The organism is Kitasatospora sp. NPDC034023, from assembly GCF_055575795.1.
On the sequence record NZ_JBVIRY010000060.1, the window covers coordinates 12,355 to 38,127 of the forward strand.

Annotated in this window: 21 protein-coding genes; 16 read left to right on the top strand and 5 right to left on the bottom strand. The window is 71.4% G+C overall.

Annotation, left to right across the window (positions count from 1 at the left end):
* Positions 1-189: 189 nt before the first annotated feature.
* From pyrH to rlmN, 4 genes are all read left to right on the top strand, one after another.
* The gene (gene pyrH, locus ACZ52R_RS40775; RefSeq protein WP_360504673.1) at positions 190-954 is read left to right on the top strand and encodes a UMP kinase; all 765 of its coding nucleotides are present in this window, start codon (positions 190-192) and stop codon (positions 952-954) included.
* A 99-nt stretch (positions 955-1,053) separates the two neighbouring features.
* Positions 1,054-1,611 (top strand): ribosome recycling factor, encoded by a 558-nt coding sequence (gene frr, locus ACZ52R_RS40780; RefSeq protein WP_359900627.1) that lies wholly within the window; start codon positions 1,054-1,056, stop codon positions 1,609-1,611.
* A 281-nt stretch (positions 1,612-1,892) separates the two neighbouring features.
* Positions 1,893-3,158: a phosphatidate cytidylyltransferase gene (locus ACZ52R_RS40785; protein ID WP_465661068.1), complete on the top strand. Its 1,266-nt coding sequence runs from the start codon at positions 1,893-1,895 to the stop codon at positions 3,156-3,158.
* Positions 3,159-3,231: 73 nt separating this feature from the next.
* Entirely contained in the window at positions 3,232-4,332 is a 1,101-nt protein-coding gene (gene rlmN / locus ACZ52R_RS40790; RefSeq protein ID WP_360504676.1) for a dual-specificity RNA methyltransferase RlmN, read from the top strand.
* A gap of 18 nt (positions 4,333-4,350) precedes the next feature.
* On the opposite strand, the gene ACZ52R_RS40795 is transcribed toward rlmN, so the two are convergent.
* The 4 genes from ACZ52R_RS40795 to ACZ52R_RS40810 all read right to left on the bottom strand — a co-directional run bounded on the left by ACZ52R_RS40795 (position 4,351) and on the right by ACZ52R_RS40810 (position 8,371).
* On the bottom strand, positions 4,351-5,502 hold the full coding sequence (locus ACZ52R_RS40795; RefSeq protein WP_465622238.1) for a hypothetical protein: 1,152 nt from the start codon (positions 5,500-5,502) through the stop codon (positions 4,351-4,353).
* Positions 5,503-5,529: 27 nt separating this feature from the next.
* Positions 5,530-6,285 carry an ABC transporter ATP-binding protein gene (locus ACZ52R_RS40800; RefSeq protein ID WP_465622236.1) on the bottom strand — a complete coding sequence of 252 codons (756 nt, stop codon included), beginning with the start codon at positions 6,283-6,285 and terminating at the stop codon, positions 5,530-5,532.
* 221 nt (positions 6,286-6,506) lie between these two features.
* Complete coding sequence (locus ACZ52R_RS40805; protein WP_360504681.1) at positions 6,507-7,901, bottom strand: aspartate aminotransferase family protein; 1,395 nt, start codon at positions 7,899-7,901, stop codon at positions 6,507-6,509.
* Complete coding sequence (locus ACZ52R_RS40810) at positions 7,898-8,371, bottom strand: Lrp/AsnC family transcriptional regulator (protein ID WP_030306695.1); 474 nt, start codon at positions 8,369-8,371, stop codon at positions 7,898-7,900. Before ACZ52R_RS40810 ends, ACZ52R_RS40805 begins: the two co-directional genes overlap by 4 nt.
* 250 nt (positions 8,372-8,621) lie before the next feature.
* Between ACZ52R_RS40810 and ACZ52R_RS40815 the strand changes: the two genes are divergently transcribed.
* From ACZ52R_RS40815 to ACZ52R_RS40825, 3 genes are all read left to right on the top strand, one after another.
* Positions 8,622-10,115 (top strand): gamma-aminobutyraldehyde dehydrogenase, encoded by a 1,494-nt coding sequence (locus ACZ52R_RS40815; protein ID WP_465661066.1) that lies wholly within the window; start codon positions 8,622-8,624, stop codon positions 10,113-10,115.
* A gap of 220 nt (positions 10,116-10,335) precedes the next feature.
* Entirely contained in the window at positions 10,336-11,694 is a 1,359-nt protein-coding gene (locus ACZ52R_RS40820) for an aminotransferase class III-fold pyridoxal phosphate-dependent enzyme (RefSeq protein WP_465622234.1), read from the top strand.
* A gap of 65 nt (positions 11,695-11,759) precedes the next feature.
* Positions 11,760-12,962 carry a polyamine ABC transporter substrate-binding protein gene (locus ACZ52R_RS40825; protein ID WP_360504687.1) on the top strand — a complete coding sequence of 401 codons (1,203 nt, stop codon included), beginning with the start codon at positions 11,760-11,762 and terminating at the stop codon, positions 12,960-12,962.
* A 10-nt stretch (positions 12,963-12,972) separates the two neighbouring features.
* Here the strand turns inward: ACZ52R_RS40825 and ACZ52R_RS40830 are convergent, their stop codons facing one another.
* Entirely contained in the window at positions 12,973-14,628 is a 1,656-nt protein-coding gene (locus ACZ52R_RS40830) for a PucR family transcriptional regulator (protein ID WP_465622231.1), read from the bottom strand.
* A gap of 398 nt (positions 14,629-15,026) precedes the next feature.
* On the opposite strand from ACZ52R_RS40830, the gene ACZ52R_RS40835 reads away from it, so the two are divergent.
* From ACZ52R_RS40835 to ACZ52R_RS40875, 9 genes are all read left to right on the top strand, one after another.
* On the top strand, positions 15,027-16,538 hold the full coding sequence (locus ACZ52R_RS40835; RefSeq protein WP_360504691.1) for a gamma-aminobutyraldehyde dehydrogenase: 1,512 nt from the start codon (positions 15,027-15,029) through the stop codon (positions 16,536-16,538).
* A gap of 57 nt (positions 16,539-16,595) precedes the next feature.
* On the top strand, positions 16,596-17,846 hold the full coding sequence (locus ACZ52R_RS40840) for a polyamine ABC transporter substrate-binding protein (RefSeq protein ID WP_465622228.1): 1,251 nt from the start codon (positions 16,596-16,598) through the stop codon (positions 17,844-17,846).
* Between the two features lie 40 nt (positions 17,847-17,886).
* A complete protein-coding gene (locus ACZ52R_RS40845; protein WP_465622227.1) occupies positions 17,887-19,029 on the top strand; it encodes an ABC transporter ATP-binding protein in 1,143 nt (380 codons plus the stop codon).
* A complete protein-coding gene (locus ACZ52R_RS40850) occupies positions 19,026-19,970 on the top strand; it encodes an ABC transporter permease (RefSeq protein WP_465755312.1) in 945 nt (314 codons plus the stop codon). Before ACZ52R_RS40845 ends, ACZ52R_RS40850 begins: the two co-directional genes overlap by 4 nt.
* Complete coding sequence (locus tag ACZ52R_RS40855) at positions 19,970-20,773, top strand: ABC transporter permease (protein WP_360504699.1); 804 nt, start codon at positions 19,970-19,972, stop codon at positions 20,771-20,773. The genes ACZ52R_RS40850 and ACZ52R_RS40855 overlap by 1 nt, the downstream gene beginning before the upstream one ends.
* A gap of 61 nt (positions 20,774-20,834) precedes the next feature.
* A complete protein-coding gene (locus tag ACZ52R_RS40860) occupies positions 20,835-22,229 on the top strand; it encodes an NAD(P)/FAD-dependent oxidoreductase (protein ID WP_360504701.1) in 1,395 nt (464 codons plus the stop codon).
* A 112-nt stretch (positions 22,230-22,341) separates the two neighbouring features.
* Positions 22,342-22,773 (top strand): hypothetical protein, encoded by a 432-nt coding sequence (locus tag ACZ52R_RS40865; RefSeq protein WP_465755313.1) that lies wholly within the window; start codon positions 22,342-22,344, stop codon positions 22,771-22,773.
* 151 nt (positions 22,774-22,924) lie between these two features.
* On the top strand, positions 22,925-23,764 hold the full coding sequence (locus ACZ52R_RS40870; protein ID WP_465755314.1) for a nucleotidyl transferase AbiEii/AbiGii toxin family protein: 840 nt from the start codon (positions 22,925-22,927) through the stop codon (positions 23,762-23,764).
* Between the two features lie 220 nt (positions 23,765-23,984).
* A complete protein-coding gene (locus ACZ52R_RS40875) occupies positions 23,985-25,508 on the top strand; it encodes a CoA-acylating methylmalonate-semialdehyde dehydrogenase (protein WP_360504704.1) in 1,524 nt (507 codons plus the stop codon).
* Positions 25,509-25,773 lie beyond the last annotated feature (265 nt).

Here is a 25,773-nt window from a genome sequence, read left to right on the forward strand (position 1 = left end):
CGCCGAACGGGCTCACCCAGCGCCAACCGCCCACGGGCGGGCTCGCGTCGGCACCATGAACGACGAGGAGGCCATTGCCGTGCAGGACACCGAACCGGTTCCCGCGGCAGTGGCCTCCTCGCGTGTACGCGCAGGCGGGGCATCCGCACACCCGCGCCTGTGACCAGTAGGTGCAAAAAGGAGAAGTCCATGCAGGAGACGCAGGAGACCGCGCAGGACCCCAGGGTCGGCTCGCGCCGCCGGGTGCTGCTCAAGCTGTCCGGTGAAGCCTTCGCCGGTGGCGGCGGACTCGGCGTCGACCCGGACGTCGTGCACGCGATCGCCCGAGAGATCGCCACGGTCGTCCGCGCCGGTACCGAGGTCGCGGTGGTCATCGGTGGTGGCAACTTCTTCCGGGGCGCCGAACTGCAGGTTCGCGGCATGGACCGGGCCCGCTCCGACTACATGGGCATGCTCGGCACCGTCATGAACTGCCTGGCGCTGCAGGACTTCCTGGTCAAGGAGGGCATCGAGACCCGGGTCCAGACCGCCATCACCATGGGCCAGGTCGCCGAGCCGTACCTCCCGCTGCGGGCCGTCCGGCACCTGGAGAAGGGCCGCGTGGTGATCTTCGGCGCCGGTATGGGCATGCCGTACTTCTCCACCGACACCACGGCCGTCCAGCGCGCGCTGGAGATCCACGCCGACGTCCTGCTGATGGGCAAGAACGGCGTGGACGGCGTCTACGACTCCGACCCGCGGACGAACCCGGACGCGGTCAAGTTCGACGCGCTGGAGTACTCCGAGGTCATCGCGCGCGACCTCAAGGTCGCCGACCTCACCGCGATCACGCTGTGCAAGGACAACAACCTCCCGATGCTGGTCTTCGAACTGCTGGCGGAGGGCAATATCGCGCGTGCGGTGAAGAGTGAGAAGATCGGCACACTCATCAGCCAGGATTCTGTCCGGGCCTGAGCAGCAACCAGCCGTACGGGAACGGTGCGGGAGCCGCGAACGGCCGCCGCGCCGACACCGGTCGGAACAACAGCAGATGAACCGGACAGGGAGACCACAGTGATCGAAGAGACCCTCCTCGAGGCCGAGGAGAAGATGGAGAAGGCCGTCGGCGTCGCCAAGGACGACCTCGCGGCCATCCGTACCGGCCGTGCGCACCCGGCGATGTTCGCCAAGATCGTCGCGGAGTACTACGGCGCCGTGACGCCGATCAACCAGCTGGCCTCGTTCTCGGTGCCGGAGCCGCGGATGGCGGTCGTCTCGCCGTTCGACAAGACCGCGCTGAAGGCCATCGAGCAGGCGATCCGCGACTCCGACCTGGGCGTCAACCCGTCGAACGACGGCTCCATCATCCGCGTGGTGCTGCCCGAGCTGACCGAAGAGCGCCGCCGGGAGTTCATCAAGATCGCCCGCACCAAGGGCGAGGACGCCAAGGTCTCGATCCGTGCCGTGCGCCGCAAGGCCAAGGACGCCATCGACAAGCTGGTCAAGGACGGCGAGGTCGGCGAGGACGACGGCCGCCGCGCCGAGAAGGAGCTCGACGACACCACGGCCAAGTACGTGGCCCAGGTCGACGAGCTGCTGAAGCACAAGGAAGCCGAGCTGCTCGAGGTCTGATGAACGACGCCCCTGACGCCCCTGGCTACTGGGGCCCGTCCGACCAGCAGTTCCAGCCCTACCGCCCGGCGCCGCAGCCGCAGGCATCCCGTACCCCGGCCCATCCGGCGCCGGGGTACGGCGAACCGGCGGCGCCGGTCCAGGGACACCCCGGCCACCCGGGCGGCCGAGCCGTGCCCCCGGGCGCGCCGGGTGCCGGCCCGCCGGAGCGGGACCTCCGTTCGGATCACCCGCAGCAGCCTCCGGTGTACTGGGGCGGCGACGCGCAGGAGACTCAGGTCATGCCTCCCGTACCGGCCGACCCCGGCCCGCCTCCCGGTGTGCCCGGCGGCGGCCGACCGGTCGGCCGCGGCGCGTCCGCGGCACCGGGCCGGCCCGCGCCCGGTCAGCCCGCACCGGGCCGGCCCGCACCCGGTCAGCCCACCGGCGGACCGGCCGACCCCGCCGCGGGCCAGGCCCGGGAAGCCGGCCGGCTGAGCGGCCCGCTGTTCCGGGACGAGCAGCCGGAGACCGCGCCGCCCGGCGTGACGGAGACGGTCGTGCTGCGCGCGATATCCGGTGACACCGCCCCCGCCCCCGGCCACGGCACCCCGCCGTACCCGGGGGCACCGGTGCATTCCGCGCCGCCGCCCAGCCACCCGGCGGCCGGACAGCCCCACTTCGTGCCGTCGTCCCATCCAGGGCAGGAGACACCCGTGGCCGCCCAGCCCGACCCGCAGCCGCAGCCGCGCAAGCAGCGCGGCGGCCGTAATCTCCAGGCCGCCATAGGCGTGGGCGTCGGCCTCGGCGCGGTGATCGTCGCCTCGCTGTTCGTGGTGAAGGCACTGTTCCTGGTTGTCGTGATGGCCGCGGTCGCGGTCGGTGTCTGGGAGCTGACCAGCCGGCTCTCCGAGCGCAAGCAGATCAAGGCGCCGCTGATCCCGCTGGTCGCGGGCGGCATCGCCATGGTCGCGACCGGCTACTGGTCCGGGATCCAGTGGGCCGCGGCCTCGCTCGCGCTGACCGGGCTGGCGGTGATGGTCTGGCGGATGGCCGAACCGCCGGAGAACTACCTGCGGGACATAACGGCAGGGGTGTTCACCGCCTTCTACGTGCCGTTCCTGGCCACCTTCGTGGCGATGATGCTGGCGGCCGACGACGGCCCCCAGCGGATCGTGCTCTTCCTGATCGTCACGATCTGCAGCGACACCGGCGCCTACGCCGTGGGCTACAAGTTCGGCCGCACCAAGCTGGCCCCGACGATCAGCCCCGGCAAGACCCGCGAGGGCCTGGCCGGCGGCATCGGCCTGTCGATGCTGGCGGGCGCGGTGCTGATGCAGCTGATCATCGACGACGGCAGCTGGTGGCAGGGCCTGATCCTGGGCGGCTGCGCGGCGGTCACCGCGACCCTGGGCGACCTGGGCGAGTCGATGATCAAGCGTGACCTCGGCATCAAGGACATGGGCACGCTGCTGCCCGGCCACGGCGGCATCATGGACCGGCTGGACTCGCTCCTGCCGACCGCCCCGGTGGTCTGGCTGCTGCTGACGGCCTTCGTCGGCAGCTGATCCGCGCGTACCCGCGAGGGCCCCGGACGCCTGGCGTCCGGGGCCCCCGCGCGTCTGCGACACTGGAACAACCATGCCTAAGCCCGGAGAACTCACCTTTGTCGCGCCGCGCGGCGCCAAGCCCCCGCGACACCTCGCCGACCTGAGCCCCGCCGAGCGCAAGGAGGCCGTCGCCGAGCTGGGCGAGCAGCCGTTCCGCGCCAAGCAGCTCTCCAACCACTACTTCGGCCGGATGTCGAACGACCCGGCGAGCTGGACGGACATCCCCGCCGCCAGCCGGGAGAAGCTCACCGGGAGCCTGCTGCCCGAGCTGATGTCGGTGGTGCGGCACGTCTCCTGTGACGACGACGCCACCCGCAAGACGCTGTGGAAGCTCTTCGACGGCACGCTCGTGGAGTCCGTGCTGATGCGCTACCCGGACCGGGTCACCATGTGCATCAGCTCGCAGGCCGGCTGCGGCATGAACTGCCCGTTCTGCGCCACCGGCCAGGCCGGGCTGACCCGCAACCTCTCCACCGCCGAGATCGTCGAGCAGATCGCCGCCGGGATGCGTTCGCTCAAGGACGGGGAGATCCCGGGCGGTGAGGCGCGGCTGTCCAACGTGGTGTTCATGGGCATGGGCGAGCCGCTGGCCAACTACAACCGGGTGCTGGCCTCGATCCGCCGACTGACCGACCCGGCGCCGGACGGCTTCGGCCTGTCCCAGCGCGGCATCACCGTCTCGACCGTCGGGCTCGTCCCGGCGATGCACCGCTTCGCCGACGAGGGCCTCAGCTGCCGCCTGGCGCTGTCACTGCACGCCCCGGACGACGAGCTGCGCGACGAGCTGGTGCCGGTGAACACCCGGTGGAAGGTCGACGAGGTGCTGGACGCGGCCTGGAACTACGCGGAGAAGTCCGGCCGCCGGATCTCCATCGAGTACGCGCTGATCAAGGACATCAACGACCAGGCGTGGCGGGCCGACCTGCTCGGCCGGCTGATCAAGAACCACCGGGTGCACGTCAACCTGATCCCGCTGAACCCGACCCCGGGTTCCAAGTGGACCGCCTCCCGGCCCGAGGACGAGCGCGAGTTCGTCCGCCGGCTGCAGTCGCACGGTGTGCCGACGACCGTCCGCGACACCCGCGGCCAGGAGATCGACGGCGCCTGCGGCCAGCTCGCCGCAGCGGGTTAGCCCCCGGGAGCCCGGCCGCTACCGCAGTCCGGCGGCCGCCAGTGCGGCGGTCGCCCCGCCGGTCAGCAGCAGCGTGGTGCCGACCGCCAGGGTGCGCAGCGCGACCGCGCCGAACAGCAGGCGGGGCGAGGCGCCGAGGCGCAGCAGCGCGTCGGTGACGTGGCGGCGGTCGGTGCGGACCTCGGCGAGCCGGGCGACCACCGCGGCGGCCGCGCAGCCGAGCACCAGGCAGGCCTCGACGGCGGGCAGCGCGTCGGCGCTGTCGGGGGCGCCGATCCAGTAGCGGATGGTGGTGAGCACCAGCGCGACGGCGAGGGTGAGGACGGCCAGCGGCGCGCCGAGGCGCGGGGCCTGGGCGGTGAGCCCGCGCCCGGCGAGCAGTCGCAGCGGGGTGGGCCGGCCGAGGGCGAGCAGCCGTCCGGCCCAGGCCAGCAGCGGGCCGGTGAGCAGGGCGAGGCCGAGTGCGCTGGTGGCCCAGCCGCCGAGCGCGGCGGTGCTGGTGGTGCCGAGCCCGGCGGGCAGGTGGATCGGGCGGCCGTCGGCGGCGGCGCCGGGCCGCAGCGCGATGAGTTCGAGTGCGGCGCCGATCACGCCCAGCCCGATCGGCAGGGCGATCCGCCAGACGCCGAAGCCGGTGCGGCGGCGGGTGCGGCCGCCGGGCAGGTTCTCGGTGGCGGGCACCGCGCAGGCGGCGGCGAGGCCGGCGGTGAGCGGGACCAGGGCGAGCAGGGTGACCGGCGCGGCGGGCGGCAGCGGCACGCCCATGCCGAGGTCGGGGGCGAGCGAGGGCCCGGCGATGTCGTTGCGCAGTACCAGGAAGACCAGCAGGGTGAGCACGCTGCCGAGGGTGCAGGCGAGGGCGACCTCGCCGGCGATCAGGGCCCGGATCCGGCGGGAGCCGGCTCCGGCGGCGGTGAGGCCGGCGATCCGCTCGGGGCGCCGGGCGGGCACCGCGCGGGCGGCGACGGCCGCGAACCAGGCGACGGCGGCGAGCGGGGGCAGGCACCAGAGCAGCCGGACCAGCGGGTCGGCGCCGCCGAGCGGGTCGCTCATCGCCCGGCCGAGGGAGCGCAGCAGGAAGGCGGCGACCACGGCGGCGGCCAGCGCGGTGAGCAGCCAGCGGCCGAGGTCGGGCACCCGGTAGCCCCGGGCCAGACGGAGATAGAACACGTCGACTCTTTCAGCGGCTCGGCGTCGTCAGCGGCGGGTGGCCGTGACGGCGGGCGCTCCGGGGGCCCCGGACACGGTGGTGCCGCGCGGGACGGGGGCGGCGGGGGCGGTGAGCCGTCCGTCGACGAGGGCGACGGCGCGGTCCGCGAACCGGACGAGCTCGGGGTCGTGGGTGGCCAGGACGAGGGTGAGCTGGTGCGAGCGGGCCGCGCTGGTCAGTATCCGCAGGACCTGGTCGGCGGCTTCGCGGTGCAGCGGGGCGGTGGGGTCGTCGGCGAAGACGACGGGCGGCAGCGGGGCCAGGGCACGGGCGACGGCGACCCGTTGGCGCTGGCTCTGGACCAGCCGGTCGGGGCGGTGCTTGGCGAAGTCGCCGACGTCGAGGCGCTCCAGCCACTCGGCGGCGGCGGTGTAGGCGGCCTTGTTGCCGGCCCCGGCGAGCAGCAGCGGCAGGGCGACGTTCTCCCGGGCGGTCAGTTCGGGGACCAGGTGCGGCTCGGAGCCGACGAAGCCGAAGCGGTCGCGGCGCAGCCGTTCGCGGCCGGCCCGGGTGAGGGTGTGCACGGGGGCGCTGTTGAACCAGACCTCGCCCTCGTCGACCGGGAGCTGGGCGGAGAGGCAGCCCAGCAGGGTGCTCTTGCCGGAGCCGCGCGGGCCGGTGACGGCGAGCACCTCGCCCTCGCGGACGCCGAGCGAGATGCCGCGCAGGGCGGGGGTGCCGTGATGGGACTTGACGATCCCTCGGGCCCACAGCACGTCGTTGTCAGGCGGTGCCGCTGACATGAGGTTCCATCCTGGGTGGCCGCAGGGATATGACAGTCGTCAGATTAGAACGACCGGGGCGGGGCGCGGTTGCGGCGCTCTGGTCCATCACGGGCAAATCACCCGCATTCAGGCATGTTTGGTCGTGCGACTGTGATGTTCCGGTGGGGGAACGCCGAAGGGCGGCCCGGCGGGGAGCTGGGCCGCCCTTCGGCGGAGGGTGGGGAAGAGGGCTCAGGGGATCAGATCTTCGCCCACGCGTCGGTGAGGCTGGTCCGCAGGATCTGCTCGATCTCGTCGAAGGTCGACTGGTTGGAGATCAGCGGCGGGGCCAGCTGGATGACCGGGTCGCCACGGTCGTCGGCGCGGCAGTACAGGCCGTTGTCGAAGAGCGCCTTCGACAGGAAGCCGTAGAGCACGCGCTCGACCTCGTCGTCGTTGAACGACTCCTTGGTGACCTTGTCCTTCACGAGCTCGATGCCGTAGAAGTACCCGTTGCCGCGGACGTCGCCGACGATCGGCAGGTCGCGCAGCTTGTTCAGGGTGCCGAGGAAGGCGGCCTCGTTGTCGAGGACGTGCTGGTTCAGGCCCTCGCGCTCGAAGATGTCGAGGTTGGCCAGCGCCACCGCGGAGGAGACCGGGTGGCCGCCGAAGGTGTAGCCGTGCAGGAAGGTGTTGTCACCCTTGTAGAACGGCTCGGCCAGGCGGTCCGAGATGATCGTGGCGCCGATCGGGGAGTAGCCCGAGGTCATGCCCTTGGCGCAGGTGATCATGTCGGGCTGGTAGCCGAACTTGTCGGCGCCGAACATGGTGCCCAGGCGGCCGAAGGCGCAGATGACCTCGTCCGAGACCAGCAGCACGTCGTGGCGGTCGCAGATCTCGCGCAGGCGCTGGAAGTACCCGGGCGGCGGCGGGAAGCAGCCGCCGGCGTTCTGCACCGGCTCGACGAAGACGGCGGCGACGGTCTCGGCGCCCTCGTTGAGGATGGCCACCTCGATCTCGTCGGCGCACCAGCGGCCGTAGGCCTCGGGGTCGACGGTGCCGTCCGGGCTCTCCAGGAAGGCGGGGGCGCGGTAGATGTTGGTGTTCGGCGCCTTGTGGGTGCCCGGCACCAGCGGCTCGAACGGGGCCTTCAGGCCCGGCAGGCCGGTGATGGACAGCGCGCCCTGCGGGGTGCCGTGGTAGGCGACGGCGCGGGAGATGACCTTGTACTTGGTCGGCTTGCCGGTCAGCTTGAAGTACTGCTTGGCGAGCTTCCAGGCGGTCTCGACGGCCTCGCCGCCACCGGTGGAGAAGAAGACCTTGTTCAGGTCGCCGGGGGCGTAGTTGGCCAGGCGCTCGGCCAGCTCGACGGCCTTCGGGTGGGCGTAGCTCCACACCGGGAAGAAGGCGAGCTCCTTGGCCTGCTTGGCGGCGGCCTCGGCGAGCTCCTCGCGGCCGTGGCCGGCCTGGACGACGAACAGGCCGGCCAGGCCGTCGAGGTACTTGCGGCCCTTGTCGTCCCAGACGTAGGTGCCCTCGCCCCGGACGATCGTCGGCACGGGGGAGTTCTCGTACGACGACATGCGGGTGAAGTGCATCCACAGGTGGTCGTAAGCGGTCTTGGAAAGGTCCTTCTGCGCCGGGTCGGCTGTCATCGGGTGCCCCAGGTGTAGGTCTGTTTCCGGAGCTTCAGGTAAACGAAGCTCTCGGTGCTCCGCACGCCGGGAAGGGCGCGGATGCGCTTGTTGATCATTTCGAGCAGGTGCTCGTCGTCCTCGCAGACCAGTTCGGCCAGGAGGTCGAACGAGCCTGCGGTGCAGACGACGTAGTCGACCTCGTCGAGGGCGGCCAGCGCGTCGGCGACGGGCTCGATGTCGCCCTCGACCCGGATGCCGACCATCGCCTGGCGGGTGAAGCCGACGGTGAGCGGGTCCGTGACGGCGACGATCTGCATCACGCCCTGGTCGAGCAGCTTCTGGACGCGTTGCCGTACGGCTGCCTCGGACAGGCCGACGGCCTTGCCGATGGCGGCGTACGGGCGACGCCCGTCCTCCTGCAGCTGCTCGATGATCGCCTTGGAGGCGGCGTCGAGGGGAACGCTGGCGTTCCGGTCGCGGTTGGCCACGCGGCCACTGTGCCTGATCGTTCCCGTGTTCGCAAGCTTGGAAGCTGCTGATTTCGTCGTGATCTTGGAAAACGCGTACGGATTTCATCGCGTACACGGAGTCTGCCTGTCGATACCAGCCGTCGTGCGGCTACCCTGACACGGTACGCGCGCGGCACCGCGAGGTGCCGCGCATACCGCCACCAGTGGACCGCGCCGCTTCGGGCACGGCCACTCGGCGCCCTTCGTACGCCGGATCCGCCGACGTACCATGGCGCCGGAATCTGCAACGCCGCAGGCCCAGACCGAGGAGAGATCCGTGAGCGACCTTCGCACGCTGCGCAACTACATCAACGGTGAGTTCGTCGACGCGGCTGACGGCCGCACGCTCGACATCGTCGACCCGGCCACCGGCGAGGTGTACGCGACGTCGCCGCTGTCCGGTGCCGCGGACGTGGACGCCGCCATGGCCTCCGCCGCCGTCGCGTTCCCGATCTGGCGGGACTCCACCCCGAGCACCCGGCAGAAGCTGCTGCTCAAGATCGCCGACGCGGTCGAGGCCCGGGCCGACGAGATCGTCGACGCCGAGGTGCGCAACACCGGCAAGCCCCGGGCGCTGACCCTCTCCGAGGAGATCGGCCCGATGGTGGACCAGATCCGCTTCTTCGCCGGTGCCGCCCGCCTGCTGGAGGGCAAGGCCGCCGGTGAGTACATGGACGGGATGACCTCGATCGTCCGCCGCGAGCCGGTCGGTGTCTGTGCCCAGGTCGCGCCGTGGAACTACCCGATGATGATGGCCGTCTGGAAGTTCGCCCCGGCCATCGCCGCGGGCAACGCCGTCGTCCTGAAGCCCTCGGACACCACCCCGGCCTCGACCGTGCTGCTGGCCGAGATCATCGGCGGCATCCTCAAGGACCTGGACCTGCCGGCCGGCGTCTTCAACGTCATCTGCGGCGACCGCGAGACCGGCAAGCTGATGGTCGAGCACAAGACCCCGGCGATGGCCTCCATCACCGGTTCGGTCCGGGCCGGCATCCAGGTCGCCGAGTCGGCGTCCAAGGACGTCAAGCGCGTCCACCTGGAGCTGGGCGGCAAGGCCCCGGTCGTGGTCTTCGAGGACGCCGACATCGCCGAGGCCGTCGAGGGCATCTCGGTCGCGGGCTACTTCAACGCCGGCCAGGACTGCACCGCCGCCACCCGCGTGCTGGTGCACGAGTCGATCCACGACGCCTTCGTCGAGGCGCTGGCCAAGGCCGCGGCCGAGACCAAGACCGGCGGCGCGGACGACGAGGACGTGCTGTACGGCCCGCTGAACAACGCCAACCAGCTGAAGCAGGTCGCCGGCTTCATCGAGCGGCTGCCCGCCCACGCCAAGGTCGAGGCCGGTGGCCACCGGGTCGGCGACAAGGGCTACTTCTACGCCCCGACCGTCGTCTCCGGCCTGAACCAGGACGACGAGATCATCCAGAACGAGGTCTTCGGCCCGGTCATCACCGTGCAGAAGTTCACCGACGAGGACCAGGCCGTCGAGTACGCCAACGGCGTCGAGTTCGCGCTGGCCTCCTCGGTGTGGACCAAGGACCACGCCCGCGCCATGCGGATGTCGCGCCGCCTGGACTTCGGCTGCGTCTGGATCAACACCCACATCCCGCTGGTCGCCGAGATGCCGCACGGCGGCTTCAAGAAGTCCGGCTACGGCAAGGACCTGTCGTCGTACGGCTTCGAGGACTACACCCGCGTGAAGCACGTCATGACCGCGATCTAGCGGGTCATGACCGTCGGGCGCAGTATGACCGCGATCTAGCGGGTCATGACCGTCGGGCGCAGTATGACCGCGATCTGACCTATTCAGGTCGTATGAACTGACAATGGGCCCGGGGCTTTCCGCCCCGGGCCCGGTGTCTTTGCACCCTGTCGACGGATCGGGCGACCGACTGACAAGATGAAACTGCACTTCGCGCGCGGCCCGTCCTAGCCTTACCGGCATGAGCATCCCCACCGCTGACTCAGCCGCCGGCCAGGCCGTCAAGGCCGCCGACCGCGCGCACGTCTTCCACTCGTGGTCCGCCCAGGCGCTGATCGACCCCCTCGCGGTGGCCGGCGCCGAGGGCTCGTACTTCTGGGACTACGACGGCAACCGCTACCTCGACTTCTCCTCGCAGCTGGTCAACACCAACATCGGGCACCAGCACCCGAAGGTGGTCGCCGCGATCCAGGAGCAGGCGGCGAAGCTCTGCACCATCGCACCCGGCTTCGCGGTCGAGTCGCGCAGCGAGGCCGCCCGGCTGATCGCCGAGCGCACCCCGGGCGACCTGGACAAGATCTTCTTCACCAACGGCGGCGCCGAGGCCAACGAGAACGCGATCCGGCTGGCCCGGCTGCACACGGGCCGGCAGAAGGTGCTGTCCACCTACCGCTCGTACCACGGCGCCACCGCCAACGCGATCGCCCTCACCGGCGACCCGCGGCGCTGGGCCAACGAGACCGGGGTCTCCGGCGTGGTGCACTTCTGGGGCCCGTACGCCTACCGCTCCAACTTCCACGCCGAGAACGAGGCGCAGGAGTGCGAGCGCGCGCTGCGGCACCTGGAGGAGGTGATCGCCTTCGAGGGGCCGGGCACCGTCGCGGCCGTCATCCTGGAGACCGTGGTCGGCACCGCGGGCATCCTGATCCCGCCGCCGGGCTACCTGGCCGGGGTGCGGGAGATCTGTGACCGCCACGGCATCGTGTTCATCCTCGACGAGGTGATGGCGGGCTTCGGCCGCACCGGTGAGTGGTTCGCCGCCGACCACTGGGGCGTCACCCCGGACCTGCTCACCTTCGCCAAGGGCGTCAACTCCGGCTACGTGCCGCTCGGCGGCGTGGCGATCAGCGCCGAGATCGCGGCCACCTTCGCCGAGCGGCCGTTCCCCGGCGGACTCACCTACTCCGGCCACCCGCTGGCCTGCGCCTCCGCGGTGGCGACCATCACCACGATGGCGCAGGAGGGCATCGTCGAGAACGCCAAGCACATCGGCGAGACCGTGCTCGGCCCCGGCCTGCGCGAGCTGGCCGAGCGGCACCCGTCGATCGGCGAGGTCCGCGGCATGGGCGTGTTCTGGGCGCTCGACCTGGTGAAGAACCGGGAGACCCGCGAGCCGATGGTGCCGTACAACGCCGCCGGCGCCGCCAACGCGCCGATGGCCGAGCTGGCCGCCGCCTGCAAGCGGCGCGGGCTCTGGCCGTTCGTCAACATGAACCGCTTCCACGTCGTCCCGCCGTGCACCGTCACCGAGGAGGAGGCCAAGACCGGCCTCGCGGTGCTGGACGAGGTGCTGTCGCTCACCGACGCGCACACTGTCTGACGTACCTCCAGGACGGCCCCGGGCAGTTGTGCCCGGGGCCGTCCCACGCTCCGGAAGGCTCCGCCATGCCCAGCAGCTCCACCCTGACCCGCCGTACGCCCGACTCCGCCGTGCTGCGCCGACGTTCCGTGCTCGGTGGGGCCGCGCTGCTCGGCGCCGGCACCCTGACCGGCTGCGGGATCCCGTCCGCGTACGTCCCCGAAGACCGCCGCTCGGCGCCGGACCGCTCGGAGACCGACAAGCGGCTCGCCTTCTCCAACTGGACGCAGTACATCGACACCGACGACCACGGCGGCCGCCCGACCCTGGACGGCTTCAGCGAGAAGACCGGGATCGACGTCACCTACACCGAGGACATCAACGACAACGACGAGTTCTTCGGCAAGATCAGCCCGGTGCTCACCCAGGGCGCCGCCCCCGGCCGGGACCTGATGGTGATCAGCGACTGGATGGCAGGGCGGTACGTCTCGCTGGGCTGGGTGCAGGCCATGGACCGGGCCAACCTGCCCAACGTCACCGCCAACCTGGACCCGCAGCTCGCGAACCCGGGCTTCGACCCCGGGCGCCGGCGCAGCGTGCCGTGGCAGTCCGGGATCACCGGCATCGCGTACAACCGCAAGGCGCTCGGCCGGGAGATCAAGTCCACCGCCGACCTGTGGGCACCCGACCTCAAGGGCCGGATCACGCTGTTCGCCGGGCTGGACGAGGCGCTCGGGCTGCTGATGCTCTCCCAGGGCGCGGACATCGCGACGTTCGGCGACGACGACGCGAACAAGGCGATGGACCTGGTGCAGAAGATGGTCGACACCGGCCACATCCGCCGCTTCACCGGCAACGACTACACCAGCGACCTCGCCTCCGGCGCTGCGCTCGCCTGCCAGGCCTACTCCGGCGACGCGGTCCAACTCACCGCCGAGAACCCGGACATCGAGTTCGTGGTGCCGGAGGAGGGCGGCGAGCTGTGGGCGGAGAGCCTGATGATCCCCAACCGCGCCACCCACAAGCGCAACGCCGAGCTGCTGATCGACTACTACTACCAGCCCGAGGTGGCCGCCGAACTCGCCGCGTTCGTCCAGTACATCTGCCCGGTGCCGGCCGCCCGCGAGGTGCTGGCTGCCAGCGGCGACAAGGAGAAGGCCGAACTCGCCGAGAACCCGCTGGTGTTCCCGACCGAGGAGATGCGGGCCCGGCTGCGCACCATGCGTGACGTCACCTCGGCCGAGCGGCCGGAGCTGCACAAGGTCTGGGGCCGCATCACCGGGGTGTGACGCGCGGGGCTCAGCGCCGTACGGCGTCCAGGGCGAGCAGCGCCACGTGCAGGGACAGGCAGGACTCGACCTGGTCGAGGTCGACGCCGAGGATCCGCTCGACCTTGTGCAGCCGGTCGTAGAAGGACGGCCGGGACAGGTGCGCGGCGTCCGCCGCGGCCGACTTGTTCCGGCCCTGCTCCAGGTAGATCCGCAGCATCTGCACCAGCTGGCCGTTGTGCTCGGCGTCGTGGGCCAGCAGCGGGCCCAGCTCGCGCTCCACGTAGGTCTGCAGCCGGGCGTCGTCGCGCAGCAGGTGGAGCAGGCCGCGCAGCCGGACGTCCGGCAGCCGGTAGTAGGAGGAGGTGCGGCCGCCGCCGGGCGCGTCGTGCAGGGCGGCGTCGGCGACCTGGGTGGCCTCCAGCAGGGTGCGCCGGGCGTCGCGGACCGAGCCGACGGAGGAGCCGACCGCGACCACCGGGCCCGCCGGGTCGGCGCCCTCCCGGGCGGCCTCGGCGGACATCCGGCGCAGGGCGGCGGAGAAGGAGTCCAGCGCGGAGTGCTCGTCCTGCTGGGCGCCGAGCGAGATCAGCAGTCCGACGGCCTCGTCGTCCAGCGCGCCGACCAGGGCGGAGAGCCGGCAGGACCGGACCGCGCTCGCGGCCAGCTCGGTGAAGTCGCGCAGCCGGGACTGCGCCTCCAGCGCGGCCGGGATCGGCCCGCGCCGCTGCCGCAGCACCACGCCGACCAGCCGGCGGCCCTCCAGCGGGACGCCGAGCGCCTGGGCCCGCAGCGCCGCCTCGGAGACGGTCAGCGCGTGGGTGAGGATGCCGGAGAGCAGGGTGCGGTGGGTCTGCCGCTCCAGGCTCTCCCGGTCGCGGACCACCAGCCGGTTGAGCGCCAGCGCGGAGGCGCCGCGCTCCAGCAGCATCGCGTGCGGGTGGGTCTCGCCCTCGGGCAGCGGGCCGGGTTCCAGGACCAGCACCAGCCGGCCCCAGTCCTGGCCGCGGGCGCCGACGGTGGTGACCAGCCAGCCGCTGCGCGGGTCGTGGCCGGTGCGGCCGGACGGGCGGACCCCGCGCGAGCGGCGCTCCCAGTCCTCCAGCACCTCGGCCTCCGGACGCCCGGCGGTGTCGTGGGCGAGCACCTGGTGGGCCAGGTTCTCCAGGATGACCGGCCCGCCCGCCATCCGGGCCACCTGCCGGATCACCTCGGGCGGCTCGGCGCCCTCCACCACCAGTTCGTTGAACACCTGGTGGACCGACTCGGAGGCGCGCAGCTGCTCCAGCTGGGCGTTGACCACCAGGGCGTGCACGGCCTCGGTGACGGCGACGAAGCGCAGCTCGCGGCGGAGCGTGATCAGCGGCAGCCCGCGCTGCTCGGCGGCGTTGACCAGCGCGCGGGGGAGCGTGTCGAAGTAGCGCCGCCCGTACTCGACGACCAGGCCGGCCACCCCGACCTCGTCCAGCTCGCGGACGTAGCGGGCCAGGCCCTCGCGGTCCTCGGGCAGCGCGATGCCGGTGGTCAGCACCAGCTCGCCGCCCCGGAGCATCCCGGCGACGTCGGGCAGCTCGCTGACGTGGACCCAGCGGACCGGCCGCTCCAGGTGGTCGGCGCCGGCCACGACCTGGGGCAGGCCGCGCCGCATCACCTCCAGGTCGAGTACTCGGGCGACGGTGGGGAGCATCGCGGGCCTCCATGGCCGGGGGACCAGAGCGGGGACGGGTGGGCAGAGGTGGTCAGAGTGTCAGGTGAATCATCCATCCCCGCAACGACCTGTTGCCCTGGCGGGACCCTTGCACCCTGTAAGGCCCTTCGTGTCGAGATTGTCGCAGTGACCCTTGTCACGCCCCGGCGGCACCGGGCATGGTCAGCGGGTCGGCTGTGGCGGAAAACCGACCTCACGCCGGAATTCGTCGCGTTGACCAGAACGCAACCGTGGAATCCCTTGTCCGGAGCCAACCGGACTGTCAGGATCGCGCAACCCCGATGATCGACAGGACGGATTCCCGCACCCCGCAGACCCCCACGGCGGGAGGCGGCGCTCCGTCGCTCAGTCGTACCACCGGCACTTGGAGGAACCAGATGGACCTGACCGACTTCGGCGCGGGCGCGCAGTACATCGCGGGCCGCCTGACCCGGGGGAACGGCGAGCCCTTCCAGGTCGTCAACCCCGCCGACGGCAGCGTGGTCGAGCAGGTCGCCCTGGCCACCGCCGAGGACGTCGACACGGCCGTCGCCGCCGCGAAGGCCGCCCTGCCGGGCTGGTCCTCGGCCACCCCCGGGGCGCGCTCCGAGGCGCTCACCCGGCTGGCCGCCGTGCTGACCGACGCCTGCGGCGACCTCGCCCGGGTGGAGACCGCGCAGACCGGCAAGCCGGTCAAGCTGGCCACCGAGTTCGACGTCCCCGGCACCATCGACAACGCCGCGTTCTTCGCCGGTGCCGCCCGCAACCTGGAGGGCAAGGCGGCCGGCGAGTACTCCGGCGACCACACCTCGTACGTGCGGCGCGAGGCGATCGGCGTGGTCGGCTCGATCTCGCCGTGGAACTACCCGCTGCAGATGGCCGCCTGGAAGATCCTCCCGGCGATCGCGGCGGGCAACACCATCGTGCTCAAGCCGGCCGAACTGACCCCGCTGACCTCGCTGATGTTCGCCCGGGCCTGCACCGCGGCAGGCATCCCGGACGGCGTGGTCAACGTGGTCACCGGCGCCGGGCGCACCGCCGGCGAGCACCTGATCGGGCACCCGGACGTCGCGATGGTCTCCTTCACCGGCTCCACCGCCGTCGGCAGGCGGGTCGCCGAGATCGCCACCGCGAGCGTCAAGCGCACCCACCTGGAACTCGGCGGCAAGGCCCCGTTCGTGGTCTTCGACGACGCCGACCTGGACGCCGCCGTGCACGGCGCCGTCGCCGCCTCGCTGATCAACAGCGGCCAGGACTGCACCGCCGCCACCCGCGCGTACGTCCAGCGCCCGCTGTACGACGCCTTCGTCGCCGGGGTGGCCGAGCTGTTCGCGGCGATCCGGATCGGCGACCCGCTGAACCCGCGGACCGACCTCGGCCCGCTGGTCTCGTACACCCACCGGGACCGGGTGGCCGGCTTCGTGGAGCGCGCCCGCTCGTACGCCACCGTGGTCACCGGCGGACAGGTGCCGGAGAAGGGCCACGACGGCACCGACCTCACCCGGGGCGCGTACTACCCGCCCACCCTGATCACCGGCGCGGCCCAGGACAGCGAGGTCGTCCAGGGCGAGATCTTCGGCCCGGTGCTGGTCGTGCTGCCCTTCGACGGCGACGACGAGGGCCTGCGGCTGGCCAACGACACCCCGTACGGCCTGGCCGCCTCCGCCTGGACGAGCAACGTGCACCGCTCGCTGCGCGCCACCCGGGAGATCGCGGCCGGGTGCGTCTGGGTCAACGACCACATCCCGATCATCAGCGAGATGCCGCACGGCGGCTACAAGGCGTCCGGCTACGGCAAGGACATGTCCCAGTACTCGCTGGACGAGTACACCCAGGTCAAGCACGTCATGTTCGACACCACCGCGGTGGCCCGCAAGGACTGGCACCGCACCGTCTTCGGAGACAGATAACCCCCGGACAAGGGCGCTTCCCCCACGCCCCCTCTCTCCCCCCAGGAGGCCCGTTCCATGGCGTTCAACGAGCTCACCGACGGTCTGCCCGAACCGGTCCGCAAGGCGTGGGAGCGCAGCCTGACCAGCGGCCGGGCCGCACTCGGCCGCCGCACCCTGCTGCGCGCCGCCGCCCTCACCGCCGGAGCGGGCACCCTGGCGGCCTGCGGCATCCCGGCGGCCCCCCGGTCGACCGGCGACTCCACCGCGAACGCTGCCAAGGACCTCTCGGACTCGGAGAAGGAGGTCGCCTTCTCCAACTGGCCGCTCTACATCGACACCGACGAGAAGGACAAGGAGAAGCACGGCACCCTGGACGCCTTCACCCAGGCCACCGGGATCAAGGTCAAGTACAACGAGGACGTCAACGACAACGTCGAGTTCTTCGGCAAGATCAAGCCGCAGCTCGCCTCCGGCCAGGACACCGGCCGCGACCTGATGGTGCTCACCGACTGGATGGCCGCCCGGCTGATCCGGCTCGGCTGGGTGCAGAAGCTCGACCCGGCGAACGTCACCACCGCGATCACCACGGTCGAATCGCGCTTCCGCGCCCCCGACTGGGACCCGGGCCGGCTCTACTCCTACCCGTGGGCCGGCATCCAGACCGTCGTCGCGTACAACAAGAAGGCGACCAAGGGGAAGGAGGTCACCAGCGTCTCCCAACTGCTGGACGACCCCGACCTGAAGGGCCGGGTCACCTTCCTCTCCGAGATGCGCGACAGCATCGGGATGGTGCTGCTCGACCAGGGCAAGGACTCCGCGAAGTTCACCGCCGACGACTTCGACGCCGCGATCGCCCGGCTGCAGAAGGCCGTCGACAGCAAGCAGATCCGCCGCTTCACCGGCAACGACTACGGTCAGGAACTCTCCTCCGGCGACATCGCGGCCTGCATCGCCTGGGGCGGCGACCTGATCCAACTGCGCGCCGACAACCCGGACATCGAGTTCGTCATCCCGGAGAAGGGCTTCCTCTCCTCGACCGACAACATGCTGGTTCCGGCCAAGGCGCAGCACAAGGCGAACGCGGAAAAGCTGATCGACTTCTACTATCAGCCGAAGATCGCGGCGCAGCTGGTCGCGGGCATCGGCTACGTCTCCGCCGTCACCGGGATGACCGACGAGCTCGCCACCCTCGCCCCGGACACCGCGGCCAACCCGCTGGTCGTACCCACCCCCGAGATGGCGGCCAAGGCGCACGTGTTCCGCACGCTCACCGAGAGCGAGGAGAGCGACTTCGAGCAGAAGTTCTCCAAGCTCATCGGCGCCTGACCCCCACTCCCGGCAGAGAAACCCAGGAAGACACCACTCCATGACAGACCAGCAGCGCGACGCGGCCGCCGGCGGAGACGTCCGGCTCACCGGCATCGGCAAGACCTACGGCTCCTTCACCGCCGTCCACCCGCTCGACCTGACCGTCCCCCAGGGCTCCTTCTTCGCCCTGCTCGGCGCCTCCGGCTGCGGCAAGACCACCACCCTGCGCATGATCGCCGGCCTGGAGGAGCCCACCAGCGGCACCGTCCTGATCGGCGGCCAGGACGTCACCGCCCTGCCCCCGTACAAGCGGCCGGTGAACACCGTCTTCCAGAGCTACGCGCTCTTCCCGCACCTGGACATCTTCGAGAACGTCGCCTTCGGCCTGCGCCGGCGCGGCAAGAAGGACGTCAGGAAGCAGGTCGACGACATGCTGGAGCTGGTCGAGCTCGGCCAGTACGCCCGGCGCAAGCCACACCAGCTCTCCGGCGGCCAGCAGCAGCGCGTCGCCGTCGCCCGCGCGCTGATCAACCACCCGCAGGTACTGCTCCTGGACGAGCCGCTCGGCGCGCTCGACCTCAAGCTCCGCCGCCAGATGCAGCTGGAACTCAAGCGGATCCAGACCGAGGTCGGCATCACCTTCGTGCACGTCACCCACGACCAGGAGGAGGCCATGACCATGGCCGACACCATCGCGGTGATGAACGGCGGCCGGGTCGAGCAGCTGGGCGCGCCCGCCGAGCTGTACGAGAACCCCGCCACCACCTTCGTGGCCAACTTCCTCGGCCAGTCCAACCTGCTGCCCGCCGAGGTCACCGGCACCGAGGGCGGCGACCTGCTGCTGAGCGCGGGCGGCGTCCGCCTCGCCGTGCCGAAGGCGCGCTGCGCCACCGACGCCAAGCGCGTCCACCTCGGCGTGCGCCCGGAGAAGCTCACCATCACGCACGCCTCCGAGGAGGTCGCCGACGGCCGCAACAAGCTGTCCGGCACGGTGCTCGACTCCAGCTTCATCGGCGTCTCCACCCAGTACGTGGTGCGCATCGACGGCGGCCAGGAGGTCACCGTCTTCGAGCAGAACATGGAGCGCGACGCCCGGATCGTCCCCGGCGCCGCCGTCCGGCTGCACTGGAACCCGGCGCACTCCTTCGCCCTGGACGCCTCGCAGGCGATCGACGCGGGCACCGCGGAGGAGGCCGCATGACCGCCACCACCCCGGCCGCGCCGCCCCAGGCCATACCCCCCGACGGCAGCCCGCTGCCGACGGCCGAGCGCAAGCCGAAGCGCAAGCTCACCCCGTACTGGCTGCTGCTGCCCGCCGTCGCCTGGCTGGTCGTCTTCTTCGCCGTCCCGATGCTCTACCAGGCGTCCACCTCGCTGCAGACCGGCTCGCTCGAAGAGGGCTTCAAGGTCACCTGGCACCTCTCGACGTACTGGGACGCGCTGGTCGAGTACAAGTGGCACTTCGTCCGCTCGTTCTCCTACGCCGCTGTCGCCACCGTGCTCTGCCTGGCCGTCGGCTACCCGCTCGCGTACACGATCGCCTTCAAGGCGAGCAAGCGCTGGCGCAACGTCATCCTGATCCTGGTCATCGCGCCGTTCTTCACCAGCTTCCTGATCCGCACGCTGGCCTGGAAGACCATCCTGTCCGACGGCGGCCCGGTGGTCGGCGCGCTGAACGCGCTGCACGTCCTGGACCTCACCAACCTGGTCGGCCTCACCTCCGGCGACCGGGTGCTGGCCACGCCGCTCGCGGTGGTCTGCGGCCTGACCTACAACTTCCTGCCGTTCATGATCCTTCCGCTGTACACCTCACTGGAGCGGATCGACCCGCGCCTGCACGAGGCGGCCGGCGACCTCTACGCCCGGCCGTTCACCACCTTCCGCAAGGTCACCTTCCCGATCTCGCTGCCGGGCGTGGTCGCGGGCACCCTGCTGACCTTCATCCCGGCCTCCGGCGACTACATCAACGCCCAGCTGCTGGGCTCGCCGAGCGAGCAGATGGTCGGCAACGGCATCCAGAAGCAGTTCCTGAACGTGCTCGACTACCCCACGGCCGCCGCGCTGAGCTTCATCCTGATGGCCCTGATCCTGGGCATGGTGACGGTCTACATGCGCAAGGCCGGGACGGAGGAACTGGTCTGATGTCCCGGATTCTGAAGTGGGTCCGCGCCCACCTGGTGGTGCTGGCCGGCCTGCTGGCCCTCGCCTACCTGGTGCTGCCCAACCTGGTCGTGCTCGCCTTCTCGTTCAACAAGCCGGTGGGCAAGTTCAACTACGAGTGGAACGAGTTCTCCACCGACGCCTGGACCAACCCCTGCGGCGTGGCCGACATGTGCCAGTCGCTCTCGCTCAGCCTGCAGATCGCGGTGTTCGCCACCATCGGCGCCACCGTGCTCGGCACCATGGTCGCCTTCGCACTGGCCCGCTTCCGCTTCCGCGGCCGCTCCGCCACCACCGCGATGATCTTCCTGCCGATGGCCATGCCCGAGGTGGTCATGGCCGCCTCGCTCGGGACGCTCTTCCTCAACATGCGCATCCCGTTCGGCTTCACCACCATCCTCATCGCGCACATCATGTTCTGCCTCAGCTTCGTGGTGACGGCGGTCAAGGCGCGCGTGATGAGCATGGACCCGAGGCTCGAACAGGCCGCCCAGGACCTCTACGCGACCCCCACCCAGACCTTCCTCCGGGTCACCCTGCCGCTGGCGGCGCCCGGCATCGCGGCGGGTGCGCTGCTCAGCTTCGCGCTCTCCTTCGACGACTTCATCATCACCCAGTTCAACTCGGGCCCGACCACGGTCACCTTCCCGATGTTCGTCTGGGGCGCCTCGCAGCGCGGCATCCCGGTGCAGGTGAACGTCATCGGCACCGCGATGTTCCTCGCCGCCGTCGCGCTGACCGTCGCCGGCCAGTGGCTCGGCAACCGCAGGAAGGCCACCGCCTGACATACGGTCGGTCAGCGGTGGCCCGACATGACACCTATCCGTGGAAAGTGGCTGATAATGCATGGACTCCGCTCGCGCACTCAGTGACGCCAGGCCCACCCCCTTCTGGCTGGAGGACCCGGGCCGGCCGGCGGCACTGCCCGCCCTGGTCGGCGACACCACCTGCGACCTGCTGGTCGTCGGCGGCGGCTACTCCGGCCTGTGGACCGCCCTCATCGCCAAGGAACGCGACCCCTCGCTGGACGTCGTGCTGGTCGAGGGCAACGAGGTCGGGTGGGCCGCGTCCGGGCGCAACGGCGGATTCTGCGCGGCCAGCCTCACCCACGGCTTCGGCAACGGCCTGGAGCGCTGGCCGTCCGAACTCGCCCAGCTGGAACGCCTCGGTGCCGCCAACCTCGACGGCATCGAGGCCACCCTCAAGCGCTACGGCATCGACGCCGAGTGGGAACGCACCGGCGAGATCGACGTCGCCACCCAGCCCCACCAGGTCGAGGAGCTCCACGAGGTCGCCGAGGCGGTCGCCCGCCACGGCCTCGACATCACCGTCCTGGACGCCGACCAGCTGCGCGCCGAGGTGAACTCGCCGACCTTCCTCGGCGGCCTCTGGGACAAGGAGGGCGTGGCGATGGTCCACCCCGCCAAGCTCGCCTGGGGCCTCAAGGACGCCTGCCTGAGCCAGGGCGTGCGGATCCACGAGCACACCCGGGCCACCGACCTGCGGGAGTACGGCAGCGGCATGGCCGCCCGCACCTCCTACGGCCGGGTCTTCGCCCGCCGGGTCGCGCTCGGCACCAACGTGTTCCCGTCCCTGCTCAAGCGGGTCCGCCCGTACATCGTGCCGGTGTACGACTACGCGCTGATGACCGAGCCGCTCAACGACGAGCAGCTCGCCTCGATCGGCTGGCGCGGGCGGCAGGGGCTCGGCGACAGCGCCAACAAGTTCCACTACTTCCGGCTCTCCGCCGACAACCGGATCCTCTGGGGCGGCTACGACGCGGTCTACCACTACGGCGGCCACGTCCGGCACGAGTACGACCAGCGACCGGAGACCTTCCGCACCCTGGCGAACCACTTCTTCCGCTGCTTCCCGCAGCTGGAGGGCCTGCGCTTCACCAACGCCTGGGGCGGCGCGATCGACACCTGCAGCCGGTTCTCGGCGTTCTTCGACACCGCGTACCGGGGCAAGGTCGCGTACGCGGTCGGCTACACCGGGCTCGGCGTCGGCGCGACCCGCTTCGGCGCCGAGGTGATGCTCGACCTGCTCGCGGGCGAGCGCACCGAACTCACCTCGCTGGAGATGGTCCGCAGCAAGCCGCTGCCGTTCCCGCCCGAGCCGGTGCGCTGGGCCGGCATCGAGATCACCACCCGGTCGCTGGAGCGGGCCGACCGCAACGGCGGCCACCGCAACCTCTGGCTGCGCACGCTCGACCGCCTGGGGCTGGGCTTCGACAGCTGACCCCCGCGACCCGTGTAATCGGGACCCGCCGTCCGCCTCTCCTTGGTGACGGCGGGTCTCGGCCTTTCCCGCCGCGCCCGAACAGTACGAGCGGCAAGAAGCGGGGACAGACATGGAGAGCACCGGACTGCACTGGCTCGCCCAGGTGGCGGCGGACCCGGAGTTCTTCCGGGAGCACTGGGAACGCACCGGGCTCGGCCTGATGCTGCTCCCGGCCGGCCGCCGCTGGGACGTCCTCTCCGTCCCCGGACGGCTCGGGCGCCCCGCCCTGGAGATCCTGGACACCGGCTCCTGCGGCCCCGTCCTCACCGACTTCGGCGAGGAGCACCTCAGCTTCCTGGTGCCGCTCGGCACCGCCGCCCGCTGGGTCGGCACGGGCGTGCGCAGCGCGGGAGAGGGCACCTGGATCGTCGTCCCGCACCCCGAGCGCAACAGCCGGGGCGTGCGCTGGCTCGTCCCGCCGGACGGCTCCGGGCGGCTCAACGACCCGGTGCTGCTGGAACTCGCCCTGCACGAGGCGGCGGCAGGGCTCGGCGGGTGGTGAGGGGGGTCCGGCGGGTGGTTCGGCGGCTTCGGTGGGCGTTTCAGCGGGTGTTTCGGCGGGTGGTTCGGCGGGTGGTTCGGCGGGTGGTTCGGCCGGTGGTGAGGGGGCTGACGATGGCGCGCGGGACGGGCGGTCGCGTCAGACTGGAGGCGTGACCACCGCCCCGCACGCCGTCGACGCATCCCTCCGACCGGGCCCCGCCCAGCTGCGCCTGGCCGGTCTGGCCGCGCCGGTCTGCGACCGGTACGGCCTCGCCCTGGCCGGTGGGCACGCGCTGCGCGCCCACGGCGTCGCGGCCTGCGCACAGGACGGGCTCACCCTGGTGACCGGCGGCGCCGACCTGCCGGAGGTCGCCGACGCGCTGGCCGAGGCGTACCGCGCGGCGGGTGGCGGAGTGGCCGAGCGACCGGGCACCCCGCGGCTGGAGCAGCTCACCGTCCGGCTGGCGCTGGGCGGCCGGACGCACTCGGTGGAGCTGCGCAAGGAACCGCTGGCCCACCGGCCGGTCCGGCTCGACCTCGGCGCGCCCGGGCCGGACGAGCCACTGGTGGTGCTGCCGGTCGTCGCCCTGGAGGACGTGGCGGCGCTGACCACCGCGCTGCTCGTGGACCGAGGCATGCCGCGCGACCTGATCGACGTCCACGCGCTCACCCGCTGCTACCGGGAGGGCGAACTGCTCGCACTGGCACGGGAATTGGACCCGGACTTCCAGCCTGCGGCGCTCGCCGACCGGCTGGAGACGCTCGCCGAGGCGGCGGACGGGCGGTTCCGCGCCCGGGGCGTTCCGGCCGGCGGGGTGGACGAGCGGAAACGGTGGGCGCTGGCGTGGGCGCAGGACCTGCGGCTGGACCTGCTGGAGACCCAGGAGGCGGCGGACGGGCTGCACGATCCTTACCTGGAGGACCCGGACCAGGAGGACCCGTACCCGGAGGACCCGGACCCGGAGGGTTCACCCTCGGAGGATCCGTCCCCGGAGGACGACGAATCCTGAGCAACGTGGTGGGCGGAACACGTTCGGAGTAGCGACCGGACGACCTGTAAGGCTGAATCCGAGATCCCCGTCAGCCTGTTCGTTGAGCCGGGCCGAAGCGGCGAGCAGACTGGAGACGAGCGCGGTAGCCCCGTGAATTTCCGTCGCCCGGCCCACTCGCGGGCGGCGCCAGACCGGACCGGTGGCAGGACGCCGCCCGGGACTTCGGAGGCAGACGACCTTGAGCAAGCACATCATTCACTGGATCGGCGGCAAGCCGGTCGCCACCGCGGGTGCGGCGCCCCGTCGCGGCGACATCTTCGACCCGGCCACCGGTCAGGTCGCCGGTCACGTCGACTTCGCCGGGATCGCCGAGGTCGACCAGGCCGTGGCCGCCGCCGCCTCGGCCTTCACCGAGTGGCGCACCGCATCGGTCGCCAGGCGGGCCACGGTGCTCTTCGCCTTCCGGGAGCTGCTGAACGCCCGCCGCGACGAGCTGGCCTCGATCATCGTGGCGGAGCACGGCAAGGTGCACTCCGACGCCCTGGGCGAGATCGCCCGCGGCCTGGAGGTCGTGGAGTACGCCTGCGGAATCCCGCAGCTCATCAAGGGCGGCTTCACCGAGCAGGCCTCCACCGGCATCGACGTCTACTCGATCCGCCAGCCGCTCGGCCCGGTCGCCATCATCTCGCCGTTCAACTTCCCGGCCATGGTGCCGATGTGGTTCTTCCCGATCGCCATCGCGGCCGGCAACACCGTCGTCCTGAAGCCCTCGGAGAAGGACCCGTCCGCCGCCGACTTCCTGGCCGGTCTGTGGAAGGAGGCCGGCCTGCCGGACGGCGTCTTCAACGTCGTGCACGGCGACAAGGTGGCCGTCGACCGCCTGCTGGAGCACCCGGACATCAAGTCCGTCAGCTTCGTCGGCTCCACCCCGATCGCCCGCTACGTCTACGAGACCGGCACCCGCTACGGCAAGCGCGTGCAGGCCCTGGGCGGCGCCAAGAACCACATGCTGGTCCTGCCCGACGCCGACCTGGACCTGGCCGCCGACGCCGCCGTCAACGCCGGCTTCGGCGCGGCGGGCGAGCGCTGCATGGCGGTGTCCGTCCTGGTCGCGGTCGACCCGATCGGCGACGAGCTGGTCGAGAAGATCAAGCAGCGGGTGGCCACCCTCAAGGTCGGCCCGGGCTGCAACGGCGACTCGGAGATGGGCCCGCTGGTCACCGGCCAGCACCGTGACAAGGTCACCTCCTACGTGGAGTCCGGTGTCGCCGACGGCGCCGAGCTCGCCGTGGACGGCCGCAAGCACCCGGTCACCGCCGAGGACAAGGACGGCACCCCGACCGCCGACGGCTTCTGGCTCGGCCCGACGCTGTTCGACCACGTGAAGCCCGGCATGTCCGTCTACAACGACGAGATCTTCGGCCCGGTCCTCTCGGTCGTGCGCGTCTCCTCCTACGAGGAGGGCCTGGCGCTGATCAACGCCAACCCGTACGGCAACGGCACCGCCCTCTTCACCAACGACGGCGGCGCGGCCCGGCGCTTCCAGTTCGAGGTGGAGGTCGGCATGGTCGGCATCAACGTGCCGATCCCGGTGCCGGTCGCCTACTACTCCTTCGGCGGCTGGAAGGCCTCGCTCTTCGGCGACGCCCACGCGTACGGCCCGGACGGCGTGCAGTTCTTCACCCGCGGCAAGGCCGTCACCCAGCGCTGGCTGGACCCGTCGCACGGCGGCATCAACCTCGGCTTCCCCACCAACAGCTGAGCCCGCACCGCGCGGACACGCCGGCCGGACCCCTTTCCCGGGGTCCGGCCGGCGCGCTCTTGCCCGCACGCCGCATCCGCGTTTGCATCAGCCTGCCGAAGCGCGTAGAGTTCTTCGAGCTGCTCGGCAGGGAGCACCGGACACGCATCGGCGCGGACGGTCCCGGGGTAGCCAATCCTCTGAAACACCACTTCCCAGGTTCGGGCTGGGTTGCGTCTGCATTTGTGCGTCGCGGCTCGGTTCTTATTCGGCGTGTTCGTTTTAT